Genomic DNA, 23,318 nt, shown 5'->3' with positions numbered 1-23,318 from the left:
CGTACAGAGGGCTACGTCAGCCCACCACCGACCGCAGCGGCACTCGGGCGTCGCGCAGCGCGCGTACCAGATCCTTCACGAACGGGTGCTCGTCGGCCTGGAGCCCTCGCGGGTTCGGGATCACGACGTACGCCGAATCGTCCTTCGCGGACGCCTTCGCGTCGGCGGTGAAGCGTCCGACGATCGCCTGGGCGCGCGGCAGGTCCGCCGCCGCGACCTGGATGGTGATCGGTCGCCAGCCGCCGCCGAGGTCCGGCGTCACCGGCGCGGCGGCGGCGCTGGCGCGCGCCGCGTCGACCCCGGCCGCGCGCCGGGCGTCCGGCGTCGCGCCGGCCGGGTAGAGCAACGCGTTGGCCACCAGGTGCAGACCATTCTCGTTGTACGCCCGAAAGAGCGGGTTGAACGCGAACAGCACCGCCCGACCGGCTCCGGTCGGCTCGTCCACCACCGCCGCCGTGCCCTTGAGGGTGTCCGCGCCGACGGTGTAGCCGTTGGCCCAGAACGTGTCACCCGTCGGGTAGCTGAGCACGTTCGTCCCGGTGGTGCTGGGCGTGAGGATCGGGTCGCTGTTGTTGAACTCGAAGTCCTCCGCCGGTCGGCCCAGGGCGACCGGGCTGGCGGTGTCCACGTCGACCCGCAGGTGTGAGCCGATCACCAGATAGTCGGCCGGCTTGGTCTTCTCGGTGGTCGAGGTGAGCCCGGCGGCGCGGGCCAACCGGGTGCCCTCGTTGCGCAGCCCGACGTAGGTGTGGCCCTGGGCGATCCACTCGCGCAGGTTGGCCTGGCCCGCGGCGGTCAGACCGCCGGTCGGGCTGCTGCCGTCCGGCACCACCAGCACGGTACGCCCGGTGAACGCGGCGGTGTTGTCGTTGATGTCGGCGGTGGTGACCGGCGTGAGGTCCAGCCCCCACCGCTTGCCGAGCACGTAGCGCGCCTCACCGTGGGAACCCGACGTGGTGGAGATGCCGGTGCCCTGGAACAGGCCCACGTCGGGCAGGTGCACCGGCGTGCCGGTGGCTGGCCCGCTCGGTGCCAGGCTCACTCCGAGCGAGGCCGCGAGCCGGTCGATCTCCCGGGTCAGCTTCTTCGCCGGCACCGCCACCCGGTTGCTGTCCAGGTCCCGCACCAGCGGGACGCCGCGACCGAGCAGGCTGAACGTCAGCTCCGCGGCGGCTGCCGAGTCGAGCGGGTACGTGTACGAGCCCCACGGCCACGCCGGGGCGCTGCGTCCACCGGAGATCGCGCGGACCAGCCGGGCCTTCGGCCGGACGTTGTCACCTGTGTAGATGGCGGAGACCCCCATCAGCAGCGGGTTGCTCCAGGACGACACGTCGTAGAAGTAGGGGAACGGCGTGTACGGGTCCTCGCCCATGACGGCCTGGATCCAGTGCTTCTGCGGCTGGTCCATCGGGATCCAGTACGCGCCCTTCGGCACTGTCACGTTCGTGGCGGTTCGCCCGCCGAAGACCCGCGCGGTCGGCACCCGGGTCGGCTTCTGCACCTCGTACACCTCGACGTCCATCCGGCGCAGCCGTTCGACGAGTTGGCGGACGTCGGCGAGTTGCCGGTCCGGCAGCAGGAAGTACGAGCGGATCCTGATGTCCGGTACGGGGAACTGGACAGCGTTGGTGGGCTGCACCACCTCGTTCGGTTCGAGGGTGCCCGCCCGGCCCTGGGCGAGCGCGTCGGTCCAGATGTCGAAGTAGCCGTCCAGCACCTCGCGCTTGTTCGCGGCGGCCCACCCCAACGTCGACCACTGGGTGTGGAACTGCTGCTGGACCCGGTCGGCCACCGCCGACGCGCTGCCCTTCTCGTACGTCATGCCGGCCGCACCGAAGCCGGTGGTCGGCACTGTGTCGCCGTAACCCATGAAGAACATGTCGTACGTGTCGTAGTTGAAGTAGCACTCGGTGGTGACTGTCTCGTCGCAGGCGCCCTGGTAGCCGAAGCCGGCCTTGTTGGCCTCGCCGATCCGGTTGATCCAGTCCACCGCCTCGCCGGCGATCTCGTGGTGGATCGGGTCGGCGTTGGGCGGGAAGAAGTACTGCCGGCCACCCATCTCGTGGGCGTCGACGAACACCTGCGGCGGGTAGCGGCGCAGCAGTTCGAGCTTGCCGTCGGTCTCCTGCTGGGTACGGGCGAACCAGTCCCGGTTCAGGTCGAAGCCGAACTCGTTCTGCCGCCGGGTCGCGTCCCGGCCGTCCGGGTTCTGGGTGGGGACGATGACGGTGACCAGGTTGTCGTTGCGCCGCGCGACCTCGCAGGACAGGCCCGCCGCCAACTCGTACAGCGTCTTGAGCGCCGCGTCGGTGCCGCTCTTCTCGCCGCCGTGCACGTTCGCGGTGATCCAGACGATGGCCGGGCTGTCCTTGGCCGTCCGGGCGGCCGTCCGTGCGCTGGTCCGGCGTGGGTCACGCAGGTCCCGTACGTCGTCGGCGATCTTTCGCAGGGCGGCCGGTCGCACGTGGCGCTCGTTGGACACCACCGCGTACGGCAGGGGCTGGCCGGCCACGCTGGTGGCCAGGACCCCCGTGACGACCCGGTCCGAGGCGCGGTCGACAGCCGTCAGGTAGCCGCGGACCTCCTCGTTGGTGACGACCCGCTGCTGACCCGCGCCGAGCGGGAAGCCGAACACGGTCTCCGGGGCGGGCACCGTGCCCAACCGTGCGGTCGGGTCGTCGGCGCAGGGTGCGGGCCGTGCGGCGCTCGCGGCCGGGGTGCCGCCGAGCAGGGGAGCCAGGCCGAGTAGGAGCGCGATAGTGGCGGCCCCCGCCAGCCGTCTCGACGGGGCCGTCCAGGACGAGCGCATCGATGGGGTCATGTCTCGGATGCCCTTCTCGGGGAAGACCTCGCAGTGGCCGGAGCCTATGAAGCGGCCGACAGGAGGTCAAGCTCCGATCGACGGTGGTGACTACTCGGCGTGCCGGTTCCGACGCGGACTGGCAGGATGGTGGCAGGTGCTTGTCGTCGTCTGGGGAGGTGGAGCACGTGCCACAGATGATCATGCTCTCGGTCCATTCGGACCTGCCGTCCGCCGACGCTCGGCGCTCTCTGGCGTCCTGGCTGCGTGCCGAGGACCGGCTGCGCGACGGGGTGACCTCGACGCCGGCCGGTGAGTCGTCGATCGACGGCACGGACCCGCTGCGGGTGGCGGTCGACGACGCGGGCGCCGCCATGGTGCTGGTGCAGGCGATCGCCAACTGGCTGATCCACCGCCGGGAGGACGTGACGGTGCGGCTGGCCCGGCCCAACGGGTGGACGGCCGATGTGGACGTCCGCCAGGCGCGGGACATGGACCAGGTGACCGCGCTCATCGACGCGGCGGTGCGCGCGGTCACCCCCGAAAAGGAGCGGCTCCCGTGAGCACGTGATGAAAAGGAGGGCGGAGACGCCTCTGACACCTGTTTTCGTCACATGATCAGGGGAGCCGCGTGGGGTGGAGCTACCAGGTCGTGAGGCCGAGGCCGATGGTTCTGGTCAATGTGGCGTTGTCGTCGTCTCCGTCCAATGACCAGATCATCGCGCCGGCCAGACCGGCCCGACGGATGTAGAGCGCCTTCTGCAACACGACCGCCGGATCGTCGTACGTCCAGAACGTCGTACCGTCGAACAACCAGGCGTGCCCGGCGCGCAGGTCGCGGTGCACTGTGTAGCCGTTGTCGGCCAGGGTCTTGAGCTTCTTGTAGTCCTCGTAGCCGGGCTCGAAGGTGGCCGGCGCGGGCCCGGTGGCCGGCTTGAACAGGCCGTTGCCGCCGCCGGTGACGCCGGTCCAGCCCCGGCCGTAGTACGGGATGCCGAGCACGAGTTTGTCGCGCGGCGCGCCGCGGGCGATCCAGCCGTCGATGGCCACCTCGACGGAGAAGTCCGGGTTGTCCGGTGATCCCGCCGGTACGCGCAGCGCCGACTGCTGGTTGGCCACCGACTCCCAGCCGCCGTGGAAGTCGTACCCCTGCACAGTGGCGAAGTCGAGGTACTTGAAGATCTTGCGGCCCTCGTAGCCGGCGTCCATGGTGGCCGGGTTGGCGGGCAGGAACGCGGTCAGCGGGTGGTGTGACCGGGTCGTGCGCCCGTACGCGTCGAGCTGCCGACGGAACTCGGCAAGCAGCTTGGTGAAGTTCTCCCGGTCCTCCGGGCGGACGACGTTGCCGGGCTCACCCGCCCAGTTGGGCCACTCCCAGTCGAGGTCGACGCCGTCGAAGACGCCGGCTGCGGCGCCCGGGCTGCCGGGGAGGTTGCCCTTGAGGTACAGGTCGACGCAGGACGCGACGAACGCCCTGCGGGAGGCGTCGGTGCGGGCCGCGTTCGAGAAGTACGTCGACCAGCTCCAGCCGCCCAGCGAGATCAGCACCTTCAGGTCGGGATACTTGGCCTTCAGCTTGGCGAGCTGGCCGAAGTTGCCGTTGAGGGCCTGGCCCGGGGCGTCCGCGACGCCGTCGACGCTCTCCTCCGCCGGGACGGGCCGCTGGTAGTCGGCCCAGGCGTCGCCCTCGCCCGGCCCGCCGTCCAGGTAGCAGCGGCCGTCCTCGCTGATGTTGCCGAAGGCGTAGTTGACGTGGGTGAGGCGGCTCGCCGCCCCGGACGTGTCGAGCTTCTTGACCGGAAAGGCCCGACCGTAGATGCCCCACTGGGTGAAGTAGCCAACCCGGTGGTAACCGGCGCGGCGCTGCTGGTTGTCGCCCGCGCTCGCGGCGCTGGGCGGGGCGGCGGCGAACAGCAGGGCCGCCAGGGTGACGACGGCGGTGAGACGGCGGTGGCGGAATGGTCGCATCGGCACACTCCCACGAGGCATCAAGCAGAATTAGTAAAGAGACTTATCTGATTGATGAAGTTAAGCCGATCACAGTCCGGGGTCAAGAGCGTCCGGCCACATGCCCGGCCGGCGGTGCCGCCGGCCGGGCTGATTGGTCAACCGACCTGGCTGTTGTCCTTGAGCGAGCCCCAGCCGTGCCAGCGGTCGATCTCGATCAGGGCGCTGACCCGAGCGCGCTCCCGCCGTGGATACGGGTTCCCGGTGTAGTGCCGGGACAGCCGGTCGATGTCGGCAAGGGCCTCGTCCTCGCGCAGCTCGGCGACGTGCCCGATGATGCTGACGTGGGTGTACCAGCCCGCTTCGTCCAGGACCGTGAGGGAGACCCGGGGGTCGTTCCGGACGTGGTCCAGCCGGCGGCGGCCCGCGTCCATGTTCACCAGGATCCGGCCGTCCTCCCACAGGTACCAGGTGGCGGCAGAGACCGGCTGACCGGTCGCCTGCAGGGTGGTCATGACGGCCGGATTCGGCTTCTGCAGCATGGCGATCGCGGGCTCGGGCAGCGGTGGCTTGGACATGAAGTCTCTCCTCGTCGCGTCAGGGTTACCCCTGCACGTTACGCACATTACGTCCCGGTCACCGTGGGATGTAATGATCGCGCTGACTCCCAGAGTTGTACCGTGATTCCGCCTAGTCGAGGTCCGCGCAGTTCCGCTCGTGCGGCAGCAGCGGTCGGACCACCAGGCGTACCCGGTGTCCCTCAGCCTGCCATCGGGTCTCGCGCCGCGCCGCGCCGGCTTCGGCCAGCAGCGGTGCCAGCGTCGCGCCGTCGACCACGTGGCAGGGCCGCTGGGGTGCGCCGTCCATCGCGGACAGGGGCACGTCCAGCGGCCAGGGCCGTACGTCGGAGTTGTCCTCGGAGTCGGCGACAACCAGCACCGTCGCCCGCTGCGGCAGGTACTCTCCGGCGTCGACACCGGAGGCTGCCGCGGCCTCGGCGAACGCGATCACCTCACCACGGTCACCGCCCTCGCCGGGCGACGGCTGCGTGACAGTCGTCTCGTACGCGCCGCCGGTAGTGGTCAGCCGCACGGTGAGTGTGGCCGCGTCGGTGACGTCCTGCGGGTAGTCGCGGTCCGTGAGTATGCCCGCGTCGTCCGCCCGCCGGAACAGCGCGTCGATCTGTGCCGTCGAGAGCGTCCGGCGATGCCCCGTCAGCAGCGCACCCCGGTCGTCACCTCGCGTCACGGCGGTGCCGTCGCCGTAGAGGGTGAGCGCCGGCAGCGCCCACTGCTCGGCGGAGGCGGCGAAACCGCCGCGCCGGTCGACCACAGCGATCACGGTGTCCGTGCCGGTCGGCGGCCGGACTGCCGGTCCGTCAGAGCAGGCGGTGAGGAGGAGGACCGCACAGAGCAGTAGGCGTCGGGTCATCACCGTTCGACGTTCCCCCTGGGGGTACAGGTTCCGACGGGGAGCAGTCCGGTCTCGATCGCCGGTGTGCTCCACCCGCGTGCGGGGTGCCGCGCCACGCCGGAGAAGATGTGGGCATGAGCGATTCCGCACTGCCCAGGCGTGTCGTCGTCACCGGAGCCACCGGCAAGCTCGGCCGCGCCGTGGTCGCCCACCTGCACGCCGTGGGTGTCGACGTGCTCGCGGTGGACCGCGCCGGAGGCCGCGACCCCCGGGACGTCGACTGTGAGTTTCTCCAGGTCGACCTGACCGACTACGGGCAGGTGGTGGAGGCGTTCACTGGGGGCGCCGACGAACACGCGGGCGGCATCGACGCGATAGTGCACCTGGCCGCGGTCCCGGCCCCCGGGCTGATGTCGAACGCGACAACGTTCGCGAACAACTCCGCCGCCACGTACAACGTCTTCGCCGCGGCTCGGGCGGCCGGGATCAAGCGGGTGGTGTGGGCGTCGAGCGAGACGGTGCTCGGGCTGCCGTTCGACACCCCGCCGCCGTACGCGCCAGTCGACGAGGAGTACGCGCCGCGACCCGAGTCGACGTACTCGCTCAACAAGGCCCTTGAGGAGGAGATGGCGCGGCACTTCTGCCGCTGGGACCCGGAGTTGGTCATGGTGGGTCTGCGCTTCTCCAACGTGATGGACGTCGAGGACTACGCGCCGTTCCCCTCGTTCGACGCCGACCCGCAGCTACGCCGGTGGAACCTGTGGGGCTACGTCGACGCCCGCGACGGGGCCCAGGCGGTCGAGCGTGCGCTCGCCCACGACCGGCCCGGCGCCGACGTCTTCATCATCGCCAACGCCGACACCGTCATGAGCAGGTCCAGTGCCGGCCTGCTCGCCGAGGTCTACCCGGGCGTCGAGGTCCGCAAGGCGTTGGCCGAGCACGAGACCCTGCTCAGCATCGACAAGGCACGCCGAGTGCTGGGATACGCGCCGCGTCACTCGTGGCGGGACCACGTGGAGTTTCGCGATAAGGAGCAGTTTTCCGGGTAACCGAAACTGATCTTGCTTCGCATTCGGGCGATACACTCCCGGGCCATGGAACCGCTGTCGTCTACTGTGCTGTCGGCGCTCGCCAAGGCGATCATGGCGCAGGTGGGCAAAGAGTTGAGTGGTGCCGCCGTCGCGGGATTGCGGACTCGGATCACCGGCTTTCGCGAGCAGAAGGCGCTGGAACGCGCGCTCCAGCGGGCATTCGCCGCGACCCAGGCCAGGCACGGACGTCGGCTCGCGGATTATGACGTCAATGCGGACTTCTTGGAACTCGAGGGGGCTGTCGAGCTTGCCAAGGCGATTGTTCCGGGAGCTCAGCCGTCGGCAACCAGGCTCGCTGAACGCCTCATCGACTCCCTCGGCCGCTCCTCGTCCGACGATGCGCGGTGGGAACAGATCGCGGAACTGCGGCCCGCCTTCAAGGCTCTGCTCGACAACCTGACGACCGAGGTGCTCAAGGAGCCCGTGCTGACCGACGTGCTCGGCCGGGCCGATGTCGCGGCTACGGCGGTTGCTGCGGGCCGAATAGCGACGGCGCTCGGAGCGGCGCCCGCCACGACCGAGGACGAGACCCGGTATCTACGCTGGCTCATTGATCGACACCAGTATGTCGGGACGGCGGGGGTGGTGCGCAACACCATCGTGCAACTGCCGTTGGAGCAGGTGTTCGTTGGTCTGCAGGCCCGGCCCGACCGGCATCCGGGGGACCGTGCGCGGGCCTGGTTCGAGGCGGAACGTGACAAGTTGCAGACCAGGCTGAAGTCCGCCGATCTTGACGATCTCGCCTTCGAGGCCGCCATCGACCGGTTGCAGATGCAGTACGGTCGCGATCCTTCCCCGCACAACTCCGGGCCGACCGAGCAGGCAATGCCCGTACTGGACGCGGTACGTACCACCAAGCAATTGCTCGTCCTGGGCGAACCGGGCAGCGGAAAGACCACACTGCTGAGTTATCTGGCCCTGACGCACGGCCGGGCGTTGGCGACGAACAGCACAGTGGACGGGCAGGCGCCACTGTTTCCGATCTATCTTCCGGTGGGTGACTACGCGTTGTGGCCCGACCGGCTGACCACCGGCATAAGCGGGTTCCTGCCGCACTATTTCCAGGGCCTTGAGTGCGGTGCGACAGGCCTCGGCGACCTGTTGCGCCAGCGGCTCGCCGATGGCAGTTGCCTGGTGCTGCTCGATGGTCTGGACGAGATCGCCTCGGCCGACCAGCGCCGCAGCGTGGTCACCGCTGTGGCGAACTTCGTCACCGCGCACTCGCGGCCGGGCAACCGTTTCATCGTGACCAGTCGCATCTCCGGCTACCTCGCGGCGCCACTGCCGAAACCCTTTCACGCGGTCCGGCTACTGGACATGGACGATCCCACGATCGCCACGTTTCTCAGTAGCTACTGCTGGCAGGTGGAACGGGCCGAGGCGCCGAGCAGGTCCAAGTCCGCGGCCCGTCAGATCGGACTGCGGGAGGCCGCGGCGATCACGCAGGCGCTGCAGGGCAATCCCGGTGTGCGTCGCCTGGCGGTGAATCCGCTGCTACTGACCGCCCTGGTGCTCGTCCACCGGGCCAGCGGCCGACTACCGCACCGACGAATCGAGGCGTACATCGAGGTGTGCAACGCGCTGGGGCTGACCTGGCGCACCGTGCGCGGTGTGGCAGCGGCCGACCTGCCCGACGAACGCATGCTTACCCGCTGGCTCACCGAGATGGCCGCGTGGATGCACGAGCACCGCCCCGAGGGCTCGGCGACAGTGCGTGAACTACTGGAGGTCCTCGGGCCGCTCTGGGCCGCCCATCACGGGGTCACCTGGGATCCGTCCATCCTGACGGCCGCCGATCCGATGAACACGGATGCGGGTCTTGGCGTCATGAGGTTCATCGACAAGGCCGACCGTCACACCGGGCTGGTGGTGGAACGCGCACCGAGGCGCTACGGCTTCTCCCACCTGACCTTCGAGGAGTACTACACGGGCCGTGCCCTCGCCTTTCGGGGCGCCGCCAGTGAACGAACCTCGGGTATCCGGCGTCGACTGCATGACCCCCGGTACGAGGAACCGATCCTCCTGGCGCTCGGTCTGATCGGCAAGGATTACGCCGAACAGGTGGAGTCGGTGGTGGCCGAAGCCATCCACCCGGCCGCCGGCAGCCCCAGCCCGTACGAGGAGCTGCTGGGGAGGGATTTCCTGTTCATGCTGCGAGTCCTGGCCGATGACATTCCGGTGGAGACAGCCACCATCGACGCCGTGGTCAACCTGGCACTCGACGAGTGGCTCAACCCGACGAGTCGGTGTCGCTTCGCCAGCTATCGGACGGCGCTGGCCAAGCACCTCACCATGCTCGGCACGACCAGGGCCACTAGTCGCCTCCTGCAAGCCCTGGGTGACCGTGCCGTAAGTGCCAGCCGCACCGCGCCGGAACAGTTCTGCCAGTTGGCGGTGACAGTCGCCCCGCTCGCCTCGTTCCCCCCGCCGGTCGTCGCGGCGCTGGGGGAGCTGGTCACCACCGCTGACGATCCGGTTCTGCGGATGCGGGCGATGGAAGCACTCATCGCCGGTGAGGCGCTCTCCGAGCAGGTGATCGCCGCCGCGGAGGACCTTGCCACCGCCGACGTGAGTCCGGGCGTACGGGTCCGGGCGGTGCGGGCGCTCGCCGACGCCGGCGAGTTGAGCGACGCGGTCATCCCCTCGGTCATCGGGTTGGCCACCGACGTGACTTCGGGCGTACGGGTCCGGGCGGTGCAGGCGCTTGCCGATGCCGGGCGGTTGACCGACCGGGTGATCGGCGTTCTGGTCGGGTTGGCCACCACCGATCCGGATCCGGACGTGCGGGTCCGGGCGGTGGAAGACCTGGCCGCTGTCGGGGCACTGACTCAGCCGGTGATCGCCGCCGCGGTGGATCTCGCTACCACCGGCGAGGAGCTGAGCACCCGGATTCGGGCGGTGACCGCGCTCGCCGCTGCTCAGGCGTTGGACGAGGCCCTGACCACTGCCTTCGCCGGGCTGGCCACCACCGCCGCGGATCCGGGCGTGCGATCGTGGGCGGTGCGGGCGTTGGCCGCTGGCGGACCGTTGACGAGCACGGCGATCGAGGCCCTCACCTGGTCGGCGACCACGGATGTGGAGTCGAGTGTCCGGCTCTGGGCGCTGCAGACGCTTGCCGCCGCTGGGGCCCTGACCGAGCCGGTGATCACCGCCGGGGTGGACCTGGCCACCACCGGCGCCGACCTCGGCATCCGGCTGTGGGCGGTCCATGCGCTGGCGGCTGGTCAGACCCTCGACGACGCGACAGTCACGGCCCTGGTCGGGCTGGTCACGACCGACGTGGATCCGGGCGTACGCCTCAGGGCGGTGCGCGCACTCGCTGCCGGTGGGGTGCTCTCCGAGGTGGTGATCACGACGGCGATGGATCTGACCGGTGAACCAAGCGTCCGGAGGGAGGCGGTGAAGGCACTGGCCGCCGGCGGGAGGCGGAACGAGGCGGTGATCAGTGCCCTCGTCGAACTGGCGACCACCGCTGTCGATGTGGACGTGCGACTCCAGGCGGTGGAGGAACTGGCTGTTGGTCGGGGAATTACCGAACGGGTCGCCAGCACTCTCGAGCGGGTGGTCGCTACCGATCGAAGTCTGGTCGTGCGGGTGCGGGCGGTGGAAGCGCTGGCCGCTGCCGAGGAGCTGACCGAGGCGGCGACCGCCGCGGCGGTGCACCTGGCGAGTTCCAACGCCGAGCCGCAGCTGCGGGTCCGGGCGTTGAGAGCGGTGACCGACGCCGGCCGGTGGCCCGAAGAGGCGAAGGTGGCAGCGGTGAACCTGGCGGTTTCCACTGCGGAGAGCGTCGTTCGTGCGTCGGTGGTGGCGGCCCTGGCCACCTTCGGGCCGTTGAGCGACGAGGTGACCGCCGCTGCCATCGAGTTGGCCGCCACCAACAGGAGCTCGCTCATCAGGCGAATCACGGCCGACGCCCTGCGGCAATCGAAACCGACGCCGCAGGTCCGGACCGCGCTGCAAGCGCTTATCGAGGATGAGAGCGCCGACGTTCGTAGCGCCGCCGGGCAGACACTTGTGCACCTCGCCCGCGAGCACCCCGACGTGGCGGAGAGCGTTCAGGCGGCGTTGGAGATCGCCTGCCGATTCTCGGCGGAGGACGACACGTCTCGGGGTCGTGTCGGCCGGGACGAGGCGTACCGCGCCCTGCGTGCCTATCTTGAGGTCGGTTCCGTGAACTGACAGCGGCACGCCGCGCGTCGTCGACCGTGTTCCGCTCAGCGCCGCAGGGTCGTGGACGGCGCCTCGCCGAATCGCGCCCGATACTCGGTGGAGAACCGACCGAGGTGTACGAACCCGTGGCGCAGCGCGACGCTCGTCACCGAGACACCCGGCTCGGCCGCCCGCAACGATCGGTGCGCCGCGTCGAGGCGACAGGCCCGCAGGTACGCCGTCGGGGTGGTCCGCAACTCGCGCCGGAAGCAGTCCTGCAACGTTCGTACGCTCACCCGCAGCGCCTCGGCGACATCACCGACGGTCAGTGCCTCGCCGTGGTGGTCGGCGATCAGGGCGCAGGCCCGGCGGACCAGCCGCCCGGGGTTGGTCTGCCGGCCCGGGCCGGCGAGCAGGTCGGAATGGCTGTGCCGGTGTGCCAGCAGCAGCTGGCCGATGAGCCCCTGCTCGAAACGGGCGGCGACCTGCGGGTGGTCGAACAGCGACGCGTCCGTCGGCTGGGCCAGCTCGTCGGCGAGGAACGCCACACCGCGCGCCCAAGCCCGCGCGGTCGGCGTAGTCATGATCATGCCGAGGTCCAAGCGGACCGGCTCGTCCACCGGGCGACCCAGGAGGCGGGTGAGTTCCCGGTCGACGGCCCGCCGCTCGGCGTAGAAGATCCGATGTGGTGACCCCGCGGACCAGCGCATGTCCGAGGGGTCGTACGGGGACAGGACCGAGGCGACGTCGGGGGTCGAGGTCACTGTGTGACCGGAGTGCCGGACCACAGTGCTGCCGGCCCGGGGGACCTGGACGAGATAGAAGCTCTCCAGGGCCGGGGGTTGGATTCGTACCGCCTGCCCGTAGTCGAGATCGATGACCCCGACCCCGCCGACCCGGCGGGCCGCCATCCGCAGCTGGACGCCGCGCACGCCCGCCTGCGGAGTGAGTTGGTGCGGACAGAAGACCCTGCCGACCTCGGCACGGGCCTGATCGACGTCGTTCGTCCGGACCGTCACGGCATCCATCCGACACCTCCCGGGGCGTCCTGGTGCGCCGACGATAAGGCGGGACGGGGACGGACGGTGTCGCAAAGCCGTGCACCCGACACGGGCCGGTCGGCTGCGCGTTGCGGACACCCCTCGCGCGCAGCGGATAGCGACAGCCGCGGCCCGCTCGCTAGCGTGCGCTCACCACCGCTGCCGCAGTGGTTCCCGCGCTTCGGAGGATGCCATGAGGATTGCCGTCGTCGGCGCCGGATTCGCCGGCCTGAGCGCAGCGAAGGTGCTGCGGCAGAGCGGATTCGACGTCACAGTGCTCGAAAAGGCGCCCGACGTCGGTGGGGTGTGGAGTCGCACCCGGCGCTATCCCGGTCTGCACACGCAGAACAACAAGGGCACCTACCACCTGTCCGACCTGCCGATGCCCGCCGACTATCCGCAGTGGCCCTCGGGCGAGCAGGTGCAGCGGTACCTGGAGAGCTACGTGCGGAAGTTCGGGCTCGCCAGCGTGCTGCGCCTGTCCACGGAGGTTGCCTTCGCCGAACTCGTCAACGACGACACCGGGTGGCTGATCACGTCGCGGCCGACGGGCGCCCAGGAGCCGGTGACCGTGCAGCGGTACGACCACCTGGTCGTCGCCAACGGCATCTTCTCCGACCCGGTGGTGCCGTCGTTCGACGGTCACGCCGGCTTCGCCGCCGCCGGTGGGCGCGTCCTGGCCGCGGGGGAGTTGCACGACATCGAGGTGGCCCGCGCCAGGAACGTCCTCGTCGTCGGGTACGGCAAGTCGGCCTGCGACGTGGCGGTCCCGTTGAGCGACCTCGCCGCGCAGACCCACGTGGTGGCCCGGGAACTGCTCTGGAAGATGCCCCGCAAGCTCGGCGGGGCGCTCAACTACAAGTACCTGCTGCTCACCCGGATGGGTGAGGCTCTGTTCCGCTACCTCGACCTGAAGGGCTTCGAGCGGTTCCTGCACGGTCCGGGCAACGGCCTGCGCCAACGGTTGATCGACAGCGTCGGCTCGGTCGCGACCAGGCAACTCAGGCTGCGTGAGCTGGGTCTGGTGCCGAACGGCAGCTTCGAGGACATCGCCCGTAGCACGGTGAGCCTCACCACCGAGGGCTTCTTCGAGCGCGTCGCCGACGGTCGGATCGCCGTGCACCGCGACCAGGTGATCACCGAACTGCTCGTCGCCGACGATGGCCGGCCGGCCGCGCGCCTGGCCGACGGCACGGTGCTCCCGGCCGACCTGGTGATCTGCGCGACCGGCTTCCGACAGCACGTGCCGTTCTTCGACGACGTGCTGCACGCTCGGCTACAGGACGACGCGGGCAACTTCCAGCTCTACCGCCAGATCCTGCCGATCGGCGTACCACGGCTGACGTTCGCCGGCTACAACTCGTCGTTCTTCAGCCCGCTCAGCGCGGAGATGGCGGCGGTGTGGACGGCCGCGTACCTGCGGGGTGGGCTCACCCTGCCGGCCGAGGCCCAGATGCGTGACGAGGTGCGCGTCCGGCTGGCCTGGATGGCGGAGCGCACCAACGGGCGGCACGCCCGGGGCACGAACATCATTCCGTTCTCGATGCACAACATTGACGAGGTGCTCGACGAGTTGGGGCTCAACGTCGGTCCGTTGACCCGGGCCCGGCAGTGGCTGCTCCCCGTCGATCCGCGCGCGTACCGGGGGGTGACGGCACGAATGATCGCCCGCACCGGGGGTGGGACGGGCCGGGAGGCGCCGGCCCGTACCGCCGATGGGGGTATCCGGCATAACCACGAGGACTCTCATATATCCGGATAAAGTATGTGGACAGGCGTCAGGCGGCACGGTCGGCGAAAGGGTTCGGGGACGATGGCAGCGGAGCAGGTCGCCGGAGACCGTCACCGCCTCGGCGGACCGGTGCCGGCGGCACCGGCCGGCTGAGCTGTCCCGCCGTCCGTGCTGACGCGCCCCAGGTTCCCGCCTGGGCTCGGCGACAGCCGGAGCCCCGACTCGGCGACCGTCCTGGAGCTGCTGTTCGACATCGTCTACGTCTTCGCCCTCGCCCGCCTCGCCGGGCGGGTGGCTGACGACCTGACGATCGTCCGGCACACGCTGCTGTCGGAGGCGGGCCAGACGGTGCTGTTCTTCACGGCGATGTGGATGATCTGGTCGCTCAACGCCCTGCTGGCCAGCACCTACGACCCGCGCCGACCGGACCTCCAGGCCGTCCTGCTGGCGACGATGTTCGGCACGCTGGTGCTTGCCGTCTCGTTGCCGGAGGCGTTCGGCAAACGCGGCGTGGTGTTCTCCTGCACGTACGTCCTGATCCAGATCGGCCGGCCGCTCTTCCTGACGCTCGCCCTGCGGGGCCACCCGGGTGGGGCGTTCGCGGCCCGGGTGTTGACCTGGCACGCGGCCTCCGGCGTGCTCTGGATCAGTGGCGGCATCAGCGGGGGCCTCGGTCGGGGCATCTTCTGGACCCTCGCTCTCGCCATCGAGCTCACCGGTGCCGCCACGAGCTGGTCCGTGCCGTCGTTCGGCACGAGGTTGTTCAGCAGGGCGCGGGTGGTCATCTCGCAGGTGCACCTCGCCGAGCGGTACAACCAGTTCTTCATGATCGCTCTCGCCGAGGTGGTGCTCGAGGCCGGTGCCGCTGTCAGTTTTCCGGGCTTCACCATGCCGGGGGTCGTCACCCTCGTCGCCGCCTTCGCGACGGCCGTCTCGTTCTGGCGAATCTACTTCTACCACGTCAGATCCGGTCAGGCCGCTACCCCGGGCGGGCAGGGCATCCAGCTGTCGCGGTGGGCGAGCTACAGCCTGCTGATCATCGTCGGCGGCATCATCTGTACGGCGGTCGGTTTCGGGCAGGTCATCGAGGACCCGCACCCGCCGATCGACTGGGCCCTGGTCGTCATCATGTTCGGTGGCCCGGTGCTGTTCCTGATCGGGCGGAGCTTCCTGGAAAAGGAGAGCCGATACGCGCCACGCTGCCGGATGCTGTACGTCGGCGCGGCGGTGCTGATCGTGGCGGCGCTACCGATGGTGCTGCTCCCGCCGGTCGCGGTGGCGGCCTCGGCCGGGGTGATCCTGGCCGCCATCGCCGTGTTCGACGGGAGAGCCCACCGGCGCGGGTCGGAGACCAACCCGACGCTGTGACAATTCCTTGCGGCCGGCGAGCCCGGCGCGTAGCGTCTGCTGGCACGCCGTCGAGCTGGAAGGAGGTCAGAACAATGTCCGATGTTCTGCGCCCCCTCCGCGCTCCGGCGTCCGCGCGGATCTGATCCGGGGCGCGCTTCCCGGAGGCCCACCCATGACTGATCTGGTCATCCGTCCGCTCGTCGCGGGCGAGGAAAACCTGTTCGACTCCATGCCCAATCCGTTGCCCCAACTGCGCCAGGTCGGCTACGCCGACGGGATCGCCGGCGGCGGCTACCGACCCGAGACCACCTGGGTCGCCCTGCGCGGCGGCCGGGTGGTCGGCCGGGCCGCCTGGCTGCTTCCGCCGGGCGCCGTCGGCGCCCCCTGGCTGGACCGGTTCGATCTCGACGCCGAGCCGGAGGTCGGTGCCGAGTTGTTGCACGCCGCCCACGAGGCGCTCGGCGGTCCCGGCCGGTACTACGCCGCACTGCCGGCGCACTGGCGGCGACGCGAAGAGGTGCTGGCCGTGGTCCGGGCCCCGATGGCCGCCGCCCGGCTCGCCGGGCTGGTCGAGCGGGGGGAGCGGCTCCGGTGTTCCTGGACGGGCACCCCACTGCCGGCGTCCTCCGGGCGCTACCACTTCCGGCCGCCCGCCGACGCGGCCGAGATCAATGCCCTGGTCTCCCGGATCGCCGAACCGGACGTGCTGACCGGCGTCGAGATCGCGCAGGCGGTCGCCGGCGTCGACCTGGCCACCGACCCGCTGGCCTGGCTCGGCGACGCGACCGAGGAATGGCGGGTAGCGCTGCACGCCGGGGAGCCGGTGGGTCTGGTCGGCACCGCCGGCGACGCCTGCTACCCGCTGCTCGCCTATCTCGGCCTGCTCGACGAGGCGGCCCGACCCGAGTTGCTGGCCGAAGCGGTGCGGGTGCTGGCCGCCGGCGGCGCACGGGAGGTCATCGCCGACGTGGACGCCCACCGGGTGGCGGTGCTCGCGGAACTGGAACGGACCGGGTTCCGGCAGTTGCGCTCCAGGGTCGTCTTCGCACCGTCGGACGCACCGCAATAGCTGACCGGGGTGCGCCCTGTCACCGGGGCGCACCCCTCGGCAGGCACCCGACCGCACCCCTGTCAGCATCAGCGTATGCCGAAGATCATCGCCCTCGTCCTCGGTGGGTTGGCGCTGGTCATGGCGTTGGTCGCCGGGCTGTATCGCTGGCCGCTGCCCCGCCGTGGGCTACGCGTCGCACTGCCGCCACAGTTCGACTTCGACACCGCCATCCGCACCGCCGAGGCCGTCATCGCGGCCGAGGCGGCGGATCCGGCCGTCGGACCCGAATCGCGCAGCCGCCTGCTGAGTCACGGCCGCCGTACCGGCCGGGTCGTCCTGCTGCTGCACGGCTACACCCTCGCGCCCGAGCAGTACGACGGGCTGGCCGAGGAGTTCTTCGACAGCGGGTACAACGTCTGGATCCCCCGGGCTCCCCACCACGGCACCGTCGACAAGCGGGCCCACCACCGGGTCGAGGCGGACGAACTGGCGACGTACGCCGTGCAGGCGCTGGCCGTCGCGGCGGCTCTCGGCGACGAGGTGGGCGTGGTGGGGATCTCCGGCGGCGCGGTACTGGCCGCCTGGCTGGCCCAGGTGCCGGGCGACGTCGTACGACGGCTGCTGTTGCTGTCGCCGTTCTTCGGCCCGGACCCGCGCCAGGCGCCGGCCTTCGCGGTCCGACCCCTCATCACCCTGTACGGGCGGCGCCTCCTCCCGGACCGCGTCACGTCGCGCGGCTACTCCCTCTCCGCCGTCACCCAGTACCTGACGATCGCGCGCAGTCTGCCGAAGCCGCCGCGCCGGACCGGTCTGCGGAGCGTCGCGGTCGCCATCAGCCCACTCGACGGCGTGGTGGACCTCGCCGCGGCGGTGACCGTACCCCGCCGGATCGCCGACGCGAACGCGATCCCGCTGCAGGTCTGCACCCTGCCCGCGGCGTTGGGCGTCGGCCACAACATCCTCAACCTGGCCGCGCTCGACGATCAGGGCGCTGAGCTGCGCCGACGGTACGTCGCGCTCTACGAGGGCGGTCCGACGCCGACGCCCGGACTCACCCGGGTGGCCCGCGTCGACAGCTGAGGTGGGCCGCGTGCGGTCGAGCCGGCGTCTAAACTGCCCGTGTCGTGCCGCTCGCGGGCGCGGCACCCCGGCCCGACACCGCGCCCCCGCTATCGACCGGGCAGAATGTTAGCGCTAACCAGCCGCGCTGGCGCGTCGCGCTGCGCCGGATGCCACCTCCACCCGAAAGGCGTCACCTGCAATGAGTACGGCCGGATCAACTGACCTGCGCGCCGCAGTCCTCGCCGCGAACCGCCTCATCGCCCAGGCCGGCCTCGCCGAGCTGACGTGGGGCAACGTGAGCGGCGTCGACCGGGAGGCAGGCATCTATGTGATCAAGCCTTCCGGCGTGGCATACCAGGACCTCACGGCCGACCTGCTGGTCCCGGTGGACCTGGAGACCGGGCAGGTCGTCGCCGGGACGCTGCGGCCCTCCGTCGACAGCGAGACCCACCGCGCGTTCTACCTGCACTGGCCGTCCATCGGCGGTGTGACCCACACCCACTCGACGCACGCCGTCGCCTTCGCCCAGGCCGGGCGGGACGTGCCGGTGCTCGGCACCACGCACGCCGACACCTTCGCCGGTCCGATCCGGGTCACCCGGGACCTGACGGCGGACGAGTGCGCCCACGACTACGAGTTCAACACCGCTCGGGCCATCATCGAGCTGATCGGGGGAGAGGCCGAGGCACTCGCCAACCCCGTCGCCCTCGCCGCCAACCACGGCCCCTTCACCTGGGCGAAGGACCCGCTCACGTCGGTGGAGAACGCGATCGTCTGCGAGGCGGTCGCGGAGATGGCCCTGAAGACGCTGTCACTGAACCCGGCGGCGGCCGCACCACAGTGGTTGCTCGACCGCCACTTCACCCGCAAGCACGGCGCCGGCGCCTACTACGGCAACCAGCTTCCCGAGCAGAGCCGGCAGTGACCGTCGCCATGCGGTGACCCGGCCCCAGGCTCCGGCGGCGAGGCACCGGCACCGGCGCGGGCGCGGTGCGCTCAATGCCCGCGCCGGTGCTCCGCTCGGCCCGGTCCGCGCCAATGGTCTGGTCCGCGCTGGTGCTCGGGCCTGAGCTGGCGGTCTGGTCCGCACCGGTGCTCGGGTTGGACCGGTGCCGGTCTGCCGGATCTCTCACGCCGTGGGCTGGGCGGCCCCGTTGAACACCGGCGGGGCGTAACCCGCCGGCTTGTCGCCGATGCCGAGGCCGGGGCTGACCACCCAGGACTGGTACTGCGGTGTGAACATGCCGTACGGCAGCCCGAGGTCCGGGGCGCTGGCCTCGTCGAGCCGGCGTCGGGCGTCGGCCGGGATCTCGAAGTCGAGCGCACCGAAGTTGCTGGCGAGTTGCGCAGGGCTGCTCGCCCCGACGATCACCGAGGCGACGGCGGGCTGGGTGGCCACCCAGTTGATCGCGACCTGGGCCATGCTGCGGCCCAGGTCGGCGGCGACGCCCTCCAGTGCCTCGATGACCTTCCAGTCGCCGGGGTTGATCTCCCGACCCGCGGCGTCGGGGTTGGTCAACCGCCCGGTCCCGCTCATGCCCTCGCCGGTGCGCCGGTACTTGCCGCTGAGCAGACCACCGCCGAGCGGGCTCCACGCGGTGAGCCCCATCCCCAGGCTCTGCGCCATCGACACGAACTCAGCCTCGATGCCCCGCGTCACCAGCGAGTACGGAAGCTGCACGTTGATCATCGGGGCCAGCCCGTGTGCCTCGGCGTAGCTCTGCGCCCGGGCCGCGTACCAGGCCGGCACGTCGGAGAGCCCGGCGTACCGGATCTTGCCGGCGCGCACCAGGTCGTCGAGGGTGTGCACGACCTCCTCGACCGGGGTGATCCGGTCCCAGGTGTGCAGCAGATACAGGTCGATGTAGTCGGTGCCGAGCCGGCTCAGCGACCCTTCCACGGCCCGCACGAGGTGCTTGCGGCCGTTGCCGCTGGCGTTCGGGTCGGCCGGGTCGACGGTGTTCGTGGCCTTGCTGGTGAGCACGAGCCGGTCGCGGACGCCGGCCCGGTCGATCAGACGGCCGAGGATCCGCTCGCTCTCCCCGGCGGTGTAGAAGTCCGCAGTGTCGACGAGGTTCCCGCCCGCCTCCAGGTATTGGTGGAAGATCGGCTCGGCCTCCTCCTCGGTCTTGCCGTACGCGGCGTGGAACCCGTCGACGCCGAAGTTCATGGTGCCCAGCGCCAGCTGGCTCACCCGCAGGCCGGACCGTCCGAGCAGGTAGTAGTGGTTCACGGTGGTGCCTCTCCCGATCGTGGTGGCGGCCCGGATCGGACCGCGCTCCAGACCTTGGCTCGGCAAAAATGGACCCGCAAGTCCAAACTCCGGGTTACTGTCGGACCGGCAGGCAAGGCGGAGCGACGGTGACGGAGGCCGCATGACACGGGCGTTCACCCGCAAGGGCGAGGCCACCCGGGCGCGGATCGTCACCGGCGCGGCGGCCGAGATCCGCGAGCGCGGCGTCGACGAGGTACGCCTCGAGGACGTGCTGGCCCGCACCGGCACCAGCAAGGGTCAGCTCTTCCACTACTTCCCCGAGGGCAAGGAGGAGCTGCTGCTCGCGGTGGCCCAGCACGAGGCCGACCAGGTGCTCATCGACCAGGAGCCGATGCTCAGCAACCTGACCTCCTGGTCGGCCTGGCTGGCGTGGCGCGACCGGCTCATCGAGCGCTACCTGGAGCAGGGCGTGAAGTGCCCACTCAACGGTCTGCTCGGGCAGACCGGCCGACGCGCACCCGGCGCGCAGGCGGTCGTGACCGGGCTCATGTGGCGCTGGCAGAACGCGATCACCGAGGGTATCCGGCAGATGCAGTCGACCGGGGACATCGCCGCGGACGTGGACGCCGACCGCGCCGCCGCGGCGCTGCTGGCCGGCATCCAGGGCGGCGTACTGCTGCTGCTCTCCACCGGAAAGATCGATCACCTGGAAGCGGTCCTCGACCTCACCATCGACTCGCTGCGCTCGGAAGCCCGAGCGACCGCGGCGCAGGAAGGGAACGCCAATGGATAGCGGAGACAGTCAGCCACCGTTGGTGCTGCTGCACGGCCTCACCTTCGACAACCGACAGTGGGACCCGTTCCGGCGCGAGCTCGCGGTGATCGATCCGGCCCGGCCGGTTCTGGCTCTCGACCTGCCCGGCCATGGCGACGCAGCCAGGCGGTCGTCCTACGAGATGGCGGCGGTGGCCGATGTCGTACACGAGCAGGTGACCGAGGCGGGCCTCGCCCAGCCGATCGTGGTGGGACATTCGGTAGGCGCGGTGGTCGCCACGACGTACGCGGCCCGCCATCCGGTGCGCGGCGTGGTGAATCTGGACCAGATCCTGCTGCCCGGCCCGTTCGGCGTGGCCGTCCGCCAGGCCGAGCCCGCACTGCGCGGCCCGGACTGGCGGCAGGTGTGGGACGCCATGCTGGCCGGAATGGGCATCGAGGCGTTGCCGCCCGAGGCGCGCGAGATCGTGACCACCGCTACCGATCCCCGGCCGGACCTGCTGCTTGGTTACTGGGGCGAGATCCTGCGCGGGTCCGACGCGGAGATCGCCGCCGAGCGGACCCGCGACCTGCGGTCCATCGGTGAGCGGGGGATCCCCTACCGCTGGGTGACCTCGTCCGAGCCGCCACCCCGCTATCTGGCCTGGCTGACCGATGCCCTGCCGGAGGTCCTTGTGACAGTGTTGCCCGGCAGCCACTTCCCGCACCTCGCGGAGCCGGCGGCGATCGCCCGGCTGTTGGCGACCGGGTGAGAGGACGATCGGCGCTTCGCTCCCGTTGGCCCGGTCGGAAGCTCCGCCTCACCGGTCCGCCCGATCGAGCCAGGTGAGGTCGGCGTTTCCCGTCCGGACGACCGCCGAGGCCAACGCCGTGGTCGCCCGGTGGGTGCCGGCCCGCTGTTCGGCAGCGGCGATCCGGACCGCCTGGTCCAGGTGCGCTCGTACGTGCTGACGGGCCCGCCGCTGGAACGCGACGCCGGTGGCCGACCGCAACGCGGCCAACTCCTCGTCGGTGACCATGCCCGGCATGTCGTGCCCCTCGTGCGGGTTGGTGGCCGGGGCACCGGATTCGGCGAGCAGCCGTCGGGCCGTGCTCAGGTCGGTGCGGTGCGCCGTGCCGAGCCGGGCGACGAACGTCAGCCACTGCGCGTCGGTGCTCCGGCTCGGCGTCAGCTCCAGCACCGGCAGCAGGCGTTCGTTCATCGCCACCGTCAGATGAAGCCACGCGACGTCGGTGGCGCTGAACTGACCCGTCGAACCACCGGACGCAGCCGACCCGACGGGTGCGGCGGTCGCGATCGTCGCGGCGGATGGCGCGGCCGGCCCGGTCGGTGACCCACCGGTGCACGCGCCGACGAGCAACGCCGCGAGGAGCAGGCACCCGGGCGGGCGTACGGCTGGTCTCCGCATCTGGCCCTCTCTCCCTCCCGGCGGCGGGCCCGGCAGGACCGGACCCGCCGTCGTCGGTTGGCTCAGATCGGTCGGCCGTCGGCGCCGCACTTGATGACGGGGCGGATGCAGTCCTGCACCCGCCGGGCCAGCTCCGCGACCGGCCAGGCGTTGAAGAAGTCGCCATGCATGGTGTAACCCGGCCCGGAGGCCAGCCGGAACCGCGACGGGTCACCGTTCACCGGATACCGCAGGACCTGCCGCAACTTGGGCACGTGCACCGGGTGGGTGCTCGGGCAGGCCTGGTTCACCGGGTACGCCAGGTGGCTCTTGTGGTCCGGCGAGTCCAGGTCGCGGCCGTTCCAGCACTGCGGGAAGTCCAGGTACGACTCCAGCATGGTGCCGGACGGGCAGGTGACGAAGTCCTTCGACGGCGGCACCTGTCCCGCGTGCAGACACGACCACCTGGCGATGCTGTCGCTCGACCCGGTGGCCTTCGCGTTGCCGGCGACGAGTCGCAGCCCGAGCGGGAACGGCTGGGTGTTCGCGACGACGTCGGCGCGTACGCCCTCGCCCAGGTAGTAGAACGTGGCGATCGCCGGCTCCACCGGCACGTTGTCGCGGTAGAGGGTCGGCACCCAGTAGGACGAGACGTCCACCCGCGGGTTGCAGGTGCTCTGGGAGCTGACCAGGTCGGGCAGGGTGGTGTTGGCGTTCGTCACAGTGCTGCCGAAGAAGCTGTGCATGTGCGACGCGCCGGGTAGCCCGGGGAAGACGATCGGGTCGTCCGGCAGCCGGTGGCTGTAGGTGCAGTCGGCGGGGAACTCGGCCACCCGGATGGCGTTGGCGACCGGGTTGGCGTCGGCCCGCCCGGTGCTGGCGACGAGGTACGTGCCGAGTAGCACAAGCAGTGCGCCGATCGCCGTGGCGAGGCGCAGGCGGCGGGGGTTGCCGGAGAGGGGTGCGGCCCTGTCCATCTCGTGACTCCTGTCGGGGGACGGGTCAGGGGTCGCTGCGCCGTCGCCGCCGAAGACGTCGGAGGTTGCCCTGGCCGGACTGGTGGTGACCAGCGGACCTCGTGCGAGAGAGCGCTCTCACCGATCGTCCAAGCGTCACCCTTGCGTCGAAACTTGTCAATGCGTTACGCAGTTTGTGGAAAACGCCGACGACGAAGGGCCGGTCCCCTGTGGTGGGGTCCGGCCCTTCGTCGTGTGCTCGTGTGGCTTAGCTGGCGGCGTAGCCGCGGGTGGCGATCCAGTCGGCGAGGTGCTCGACGCTGATCTGGTAGGCGGCGGTGTTCGGG

General features: G+C 70.7%; 18 protein-coding genes. 10 read left to right on the top strand and 8 right to left on the bottom strand.

Annotation, left to right across the window (positions count from 1 at the left end; all coding sequences use genetic code 11):
- Nucleotides 1-16 precede the first annotated feature (16 nt).
- A complete protein-coding gene (locus AB0B85_RS00090; protein WP_357401795.1) occupies nt 17-2,821 on the bottom strand; it encodes a M14 family zinc carboxypeptidase in 2,805 nt (934 codons plus the stop codon).
- 176 nt (nt 2,822-2,997) lie between these two features.
- Here AB0B85_RS00090 and AB0B85_RS00085 point away from each other — a divergent pair, with 176 nt between their 5' ends.
- Nucleotides 2,998-3,363, top strand: coding sequence for a hypothetical protein (locus tag AB0B85_RS00085; protein ID WP_357402389.1), 366 nt, complete (start codon nt 2,998-3,000; stop codon nt 3,361-3,363).
- Nucleotides 3,364-3,442: 79 nt separating this feature from the next.
- Here AB0B85_RS00085 and AB0B85_RS00080 read toward each other — a convergent pair whose 3' ends face one another.
- The 3 genes from AB0B85_RS00080 to AB0B85_RS00070 all read right to left on the bottom strand — a co-directional run bounded on the left by AB0B85_RS00080 (nt 3,443) and on the right by AB0B85_RS00070 (nt 6,178).
- Complete coding sequence (locus AB0B85_RS00080) at nt 3,443-4,768, bottom strand: glycoside hydrolase family 18 protein (protein ID WP_357401793.1); 1,326 nt, start codon at nt 4,766-4,768, stop codon at nt 3,443-3,445.
- A 137-nt stretch (nt 4,769-4,905) separates the two neighbouring features.
- Nucleotides 4,906-5,325: a PPOX class F420-dependent oxidoreductase gene (locus AB0B85_RS00075; protein ID WP_357401791.1), complete on the bottom strand. Its 420-nt coding sequence runs from the start codon at nt 5,323-5,325 to the stop codon at nt 4,906-4,908.
- 112 nt (nt 5,326-5,437) lie between these two features.
- Nucleotides 5,438-6,178, bottom strand: coding sequence for a hypothetical protein (locus AB0B85_RS00070; RefSeq protein WP_357401789.1), 741 nt, complete (start codon nt 6,176-6,178; stop codon nt 5,438-5,440).
- Nucleotides 6,179-6,294: 116 nt separating this feature from the next.
- On the opposite strand from AB0B85_RS00070, the gene AB0B85_RS00065 reads away from it, so the two are divergent.
- Nucleotides 6,295-7,209: an NAD(P)-dependent oxidoreductase gene (locus AB0B85_RS00065; protein ID WP_357401787.1), complete on the top strand. Its 915-nt coding sequence runs from the start codon at nt 6,295-6,297 to the stop codon at nt 7,207-7,209.
- A 45-nt stretch (nt 7,210-7,254) separates the two neighbouring features.
- The gene (locus tag AB0B85_RS00060) at nt 7,255-11,433 is read left to right on the top strand and encodes a HEAT repeat domain-containing protein (RefSeq protein ID WP_357401785.1); all 4,179 of its coding nucleotides are present in this window, start codon (nt 7,255-7,257) and stop codon (nt 11,431-11,433) included.
- A 35-nt stretch (nt 11,434-11,468) separates the two neighbouring features.
- Here the strand turns inward: AB0B85_RS00060 and AB0B85_RS00055 are convergent, their stop codons facing one another.
- The gene (locus AB0B85_RS00055; RefSeq protein ID WP_357401783.1) at nt 11,469-12,431 is read right to left on the bottom strand and encodes an AraC family transcriptional regulator; all 963 of its coding nucleotides are present in this window, start codon (nt 12,429-12,431) and stop codon (nt 11,469-11,471) included.
- 205 nt (nt 12,432-12,636) lie between these two features.
- On the opposite strand from AB0B85_RS00055, the gene AB0B85_RS00050 reads away from it, so the two are divergent.
- From AB0B85_RS00050 to araD, 5 genes are all read left to right on the top strand, one after another.
- Nucleotides 12,637-14,205, top strand: coding sequence for an NAD(P)/FAD-dependent oxidoreductase (locus tag AB0B85_RS00050; protein ID WP_357401781.1), 1,569 nt, complete (start codon nt 12,637-12,639; stop codon nt 14,203-14,205).
- 138 nt (nt 14,206-14,343) lie between these two features.
- Complete coding sequence (locus tag AB0B85_RS00045; protein ID WP_357401779.1) at nt 14,344-15,543, top strand: low temperature requirement protein A; 1,200 nt, start codon at nt 14,344-14,346, stop codon at nt 15,541-15,543.
- A 154-nt stretch (nt 15,544-15,697) separates the two neighbouring features.
- Complete coding sequence (locus AB0B85_RS00040; RefSeq protein WP_357401776.1) at nt 15,698-16,594, top strand: acetyltransferase; 897 nt, start codon at nt 15,698-15,700, stop codon at nt 16,592-16,594.
- Between the two features lie 75 nt (nt 16,595-16,669).
- Nucleotides 16,670-17,656, top strand: a complete 987-nt coding sequence (locus tag AB0B85_RS00035; protein WP_357401774.1) for an alpha/beta fold hydrolase — start codon at nt 16,670-16,672, stop codon at nt 17,654-17,656.
- 181 nt (nt 17,657-17,837) lie between these two features.
- Nucleotides 17,838-18,563, top strand: a complete 726-nt coding sequence (gene araD, locus AB0B85_RS00030; RefSeq protein ID WP_357401772.1) for an L-ribulose-5-phosphate 4-epimerase AraD — start codon at nt 17,838-17,840, stop codon at nt 18,561-18,563.
- A gap of 204 nt (nt 18,564-18,767) precedes the next feature.
- On the opposite strand, the gene AB0B85_RS00025 is transcribed toward araD, so the two are convergent.
- Nucleotides 18,768-19,937 carry an aldo/keto reductase gene (locus tag AB0B85_RS00025; protein ID WP_357401770.1) on the bottom strand — a complete coding sequence of 390 codons (1,170 nt, stop codon included), beginning with the start codon at nt 19,935-19,937 and terminating at the stop codon, nt 18,768-18,770.
- A 76-nt stretch (nt 19,938-20,013) separates the two neighbouring features.
- On the opposite strand from AB0B85_RS00025, the gene AB0B85_RS00020 reads away from it, so the two are divergent.
- Together AB0B85_RS00020 and AB0B85_RS00015 are read left to right on the top strand one after the other, a co-directional pair.
- Complete coding sequence (locus AB0B85_RS00020) at nt 20,014-20,646, top strand: TetR/AcrR family transcriptional regulator (RefSeq protein ID WP_357401768.1); 633 nt, start codon at nt 20,014-20,016, stop codon at nt 20,644-20,646.
- Nucleotides 20,639-21,379, top strand: a complete 741-nt coding sequence (locus AB0B85_RS00015) for an alpha/beta hydrolase (RefSeq protein ID WP_357401766.1) — start codon at nt 20,639-20,641, stop codon at nt 21,377-21,379. Before AB0B85_RS00020 ends, AB0B85_RS00015 begins: the two co-directional genes overlap by 8 nt.
- A gap of 48 nt (nt 21,380-21,427) precedes the next feature.
- Here the strand turns inward: AB0B85_RS00015 and AB0B85_RS00010 are convergent, their stop codons facing one another.
- Entirely contained in the window at nt 21,428-22,036 is a 609-nt protein-coding gene (locus AB0B85_RS00010; protein ID WP_357401764.1) for a DUF305 domain-containing protein, read from the bottom strand.
- 62 nt (nt 22,037-22,098) lie between these two features.
- On the bottom strand, nt 22,099-22,992 hold the full coding sequence (locus AB0B85_RS00005) for a DUF1996 domain-containing protein (RefSeq protein WP_357401762.1): 894 nt from the start codon (nt 22,990-22,992) through the stop codon (nt 22,099-22,101).
- Between the last annotated feature and the right edge of the window lie 326 nt (nt 22,993-23,318).

This window comes from Micromonospora sp. NPDC049044, assembly GCF_040649215.1.
Taxonomy (GTDB): Bacteria; Actinomycetota; Actinomycetes; order Mycobacteriales; family Micromonosporaceae; genus Micromonospora.
This window is presented reverse-complemented; position numbering and strand designations above follow the sequence as displayed.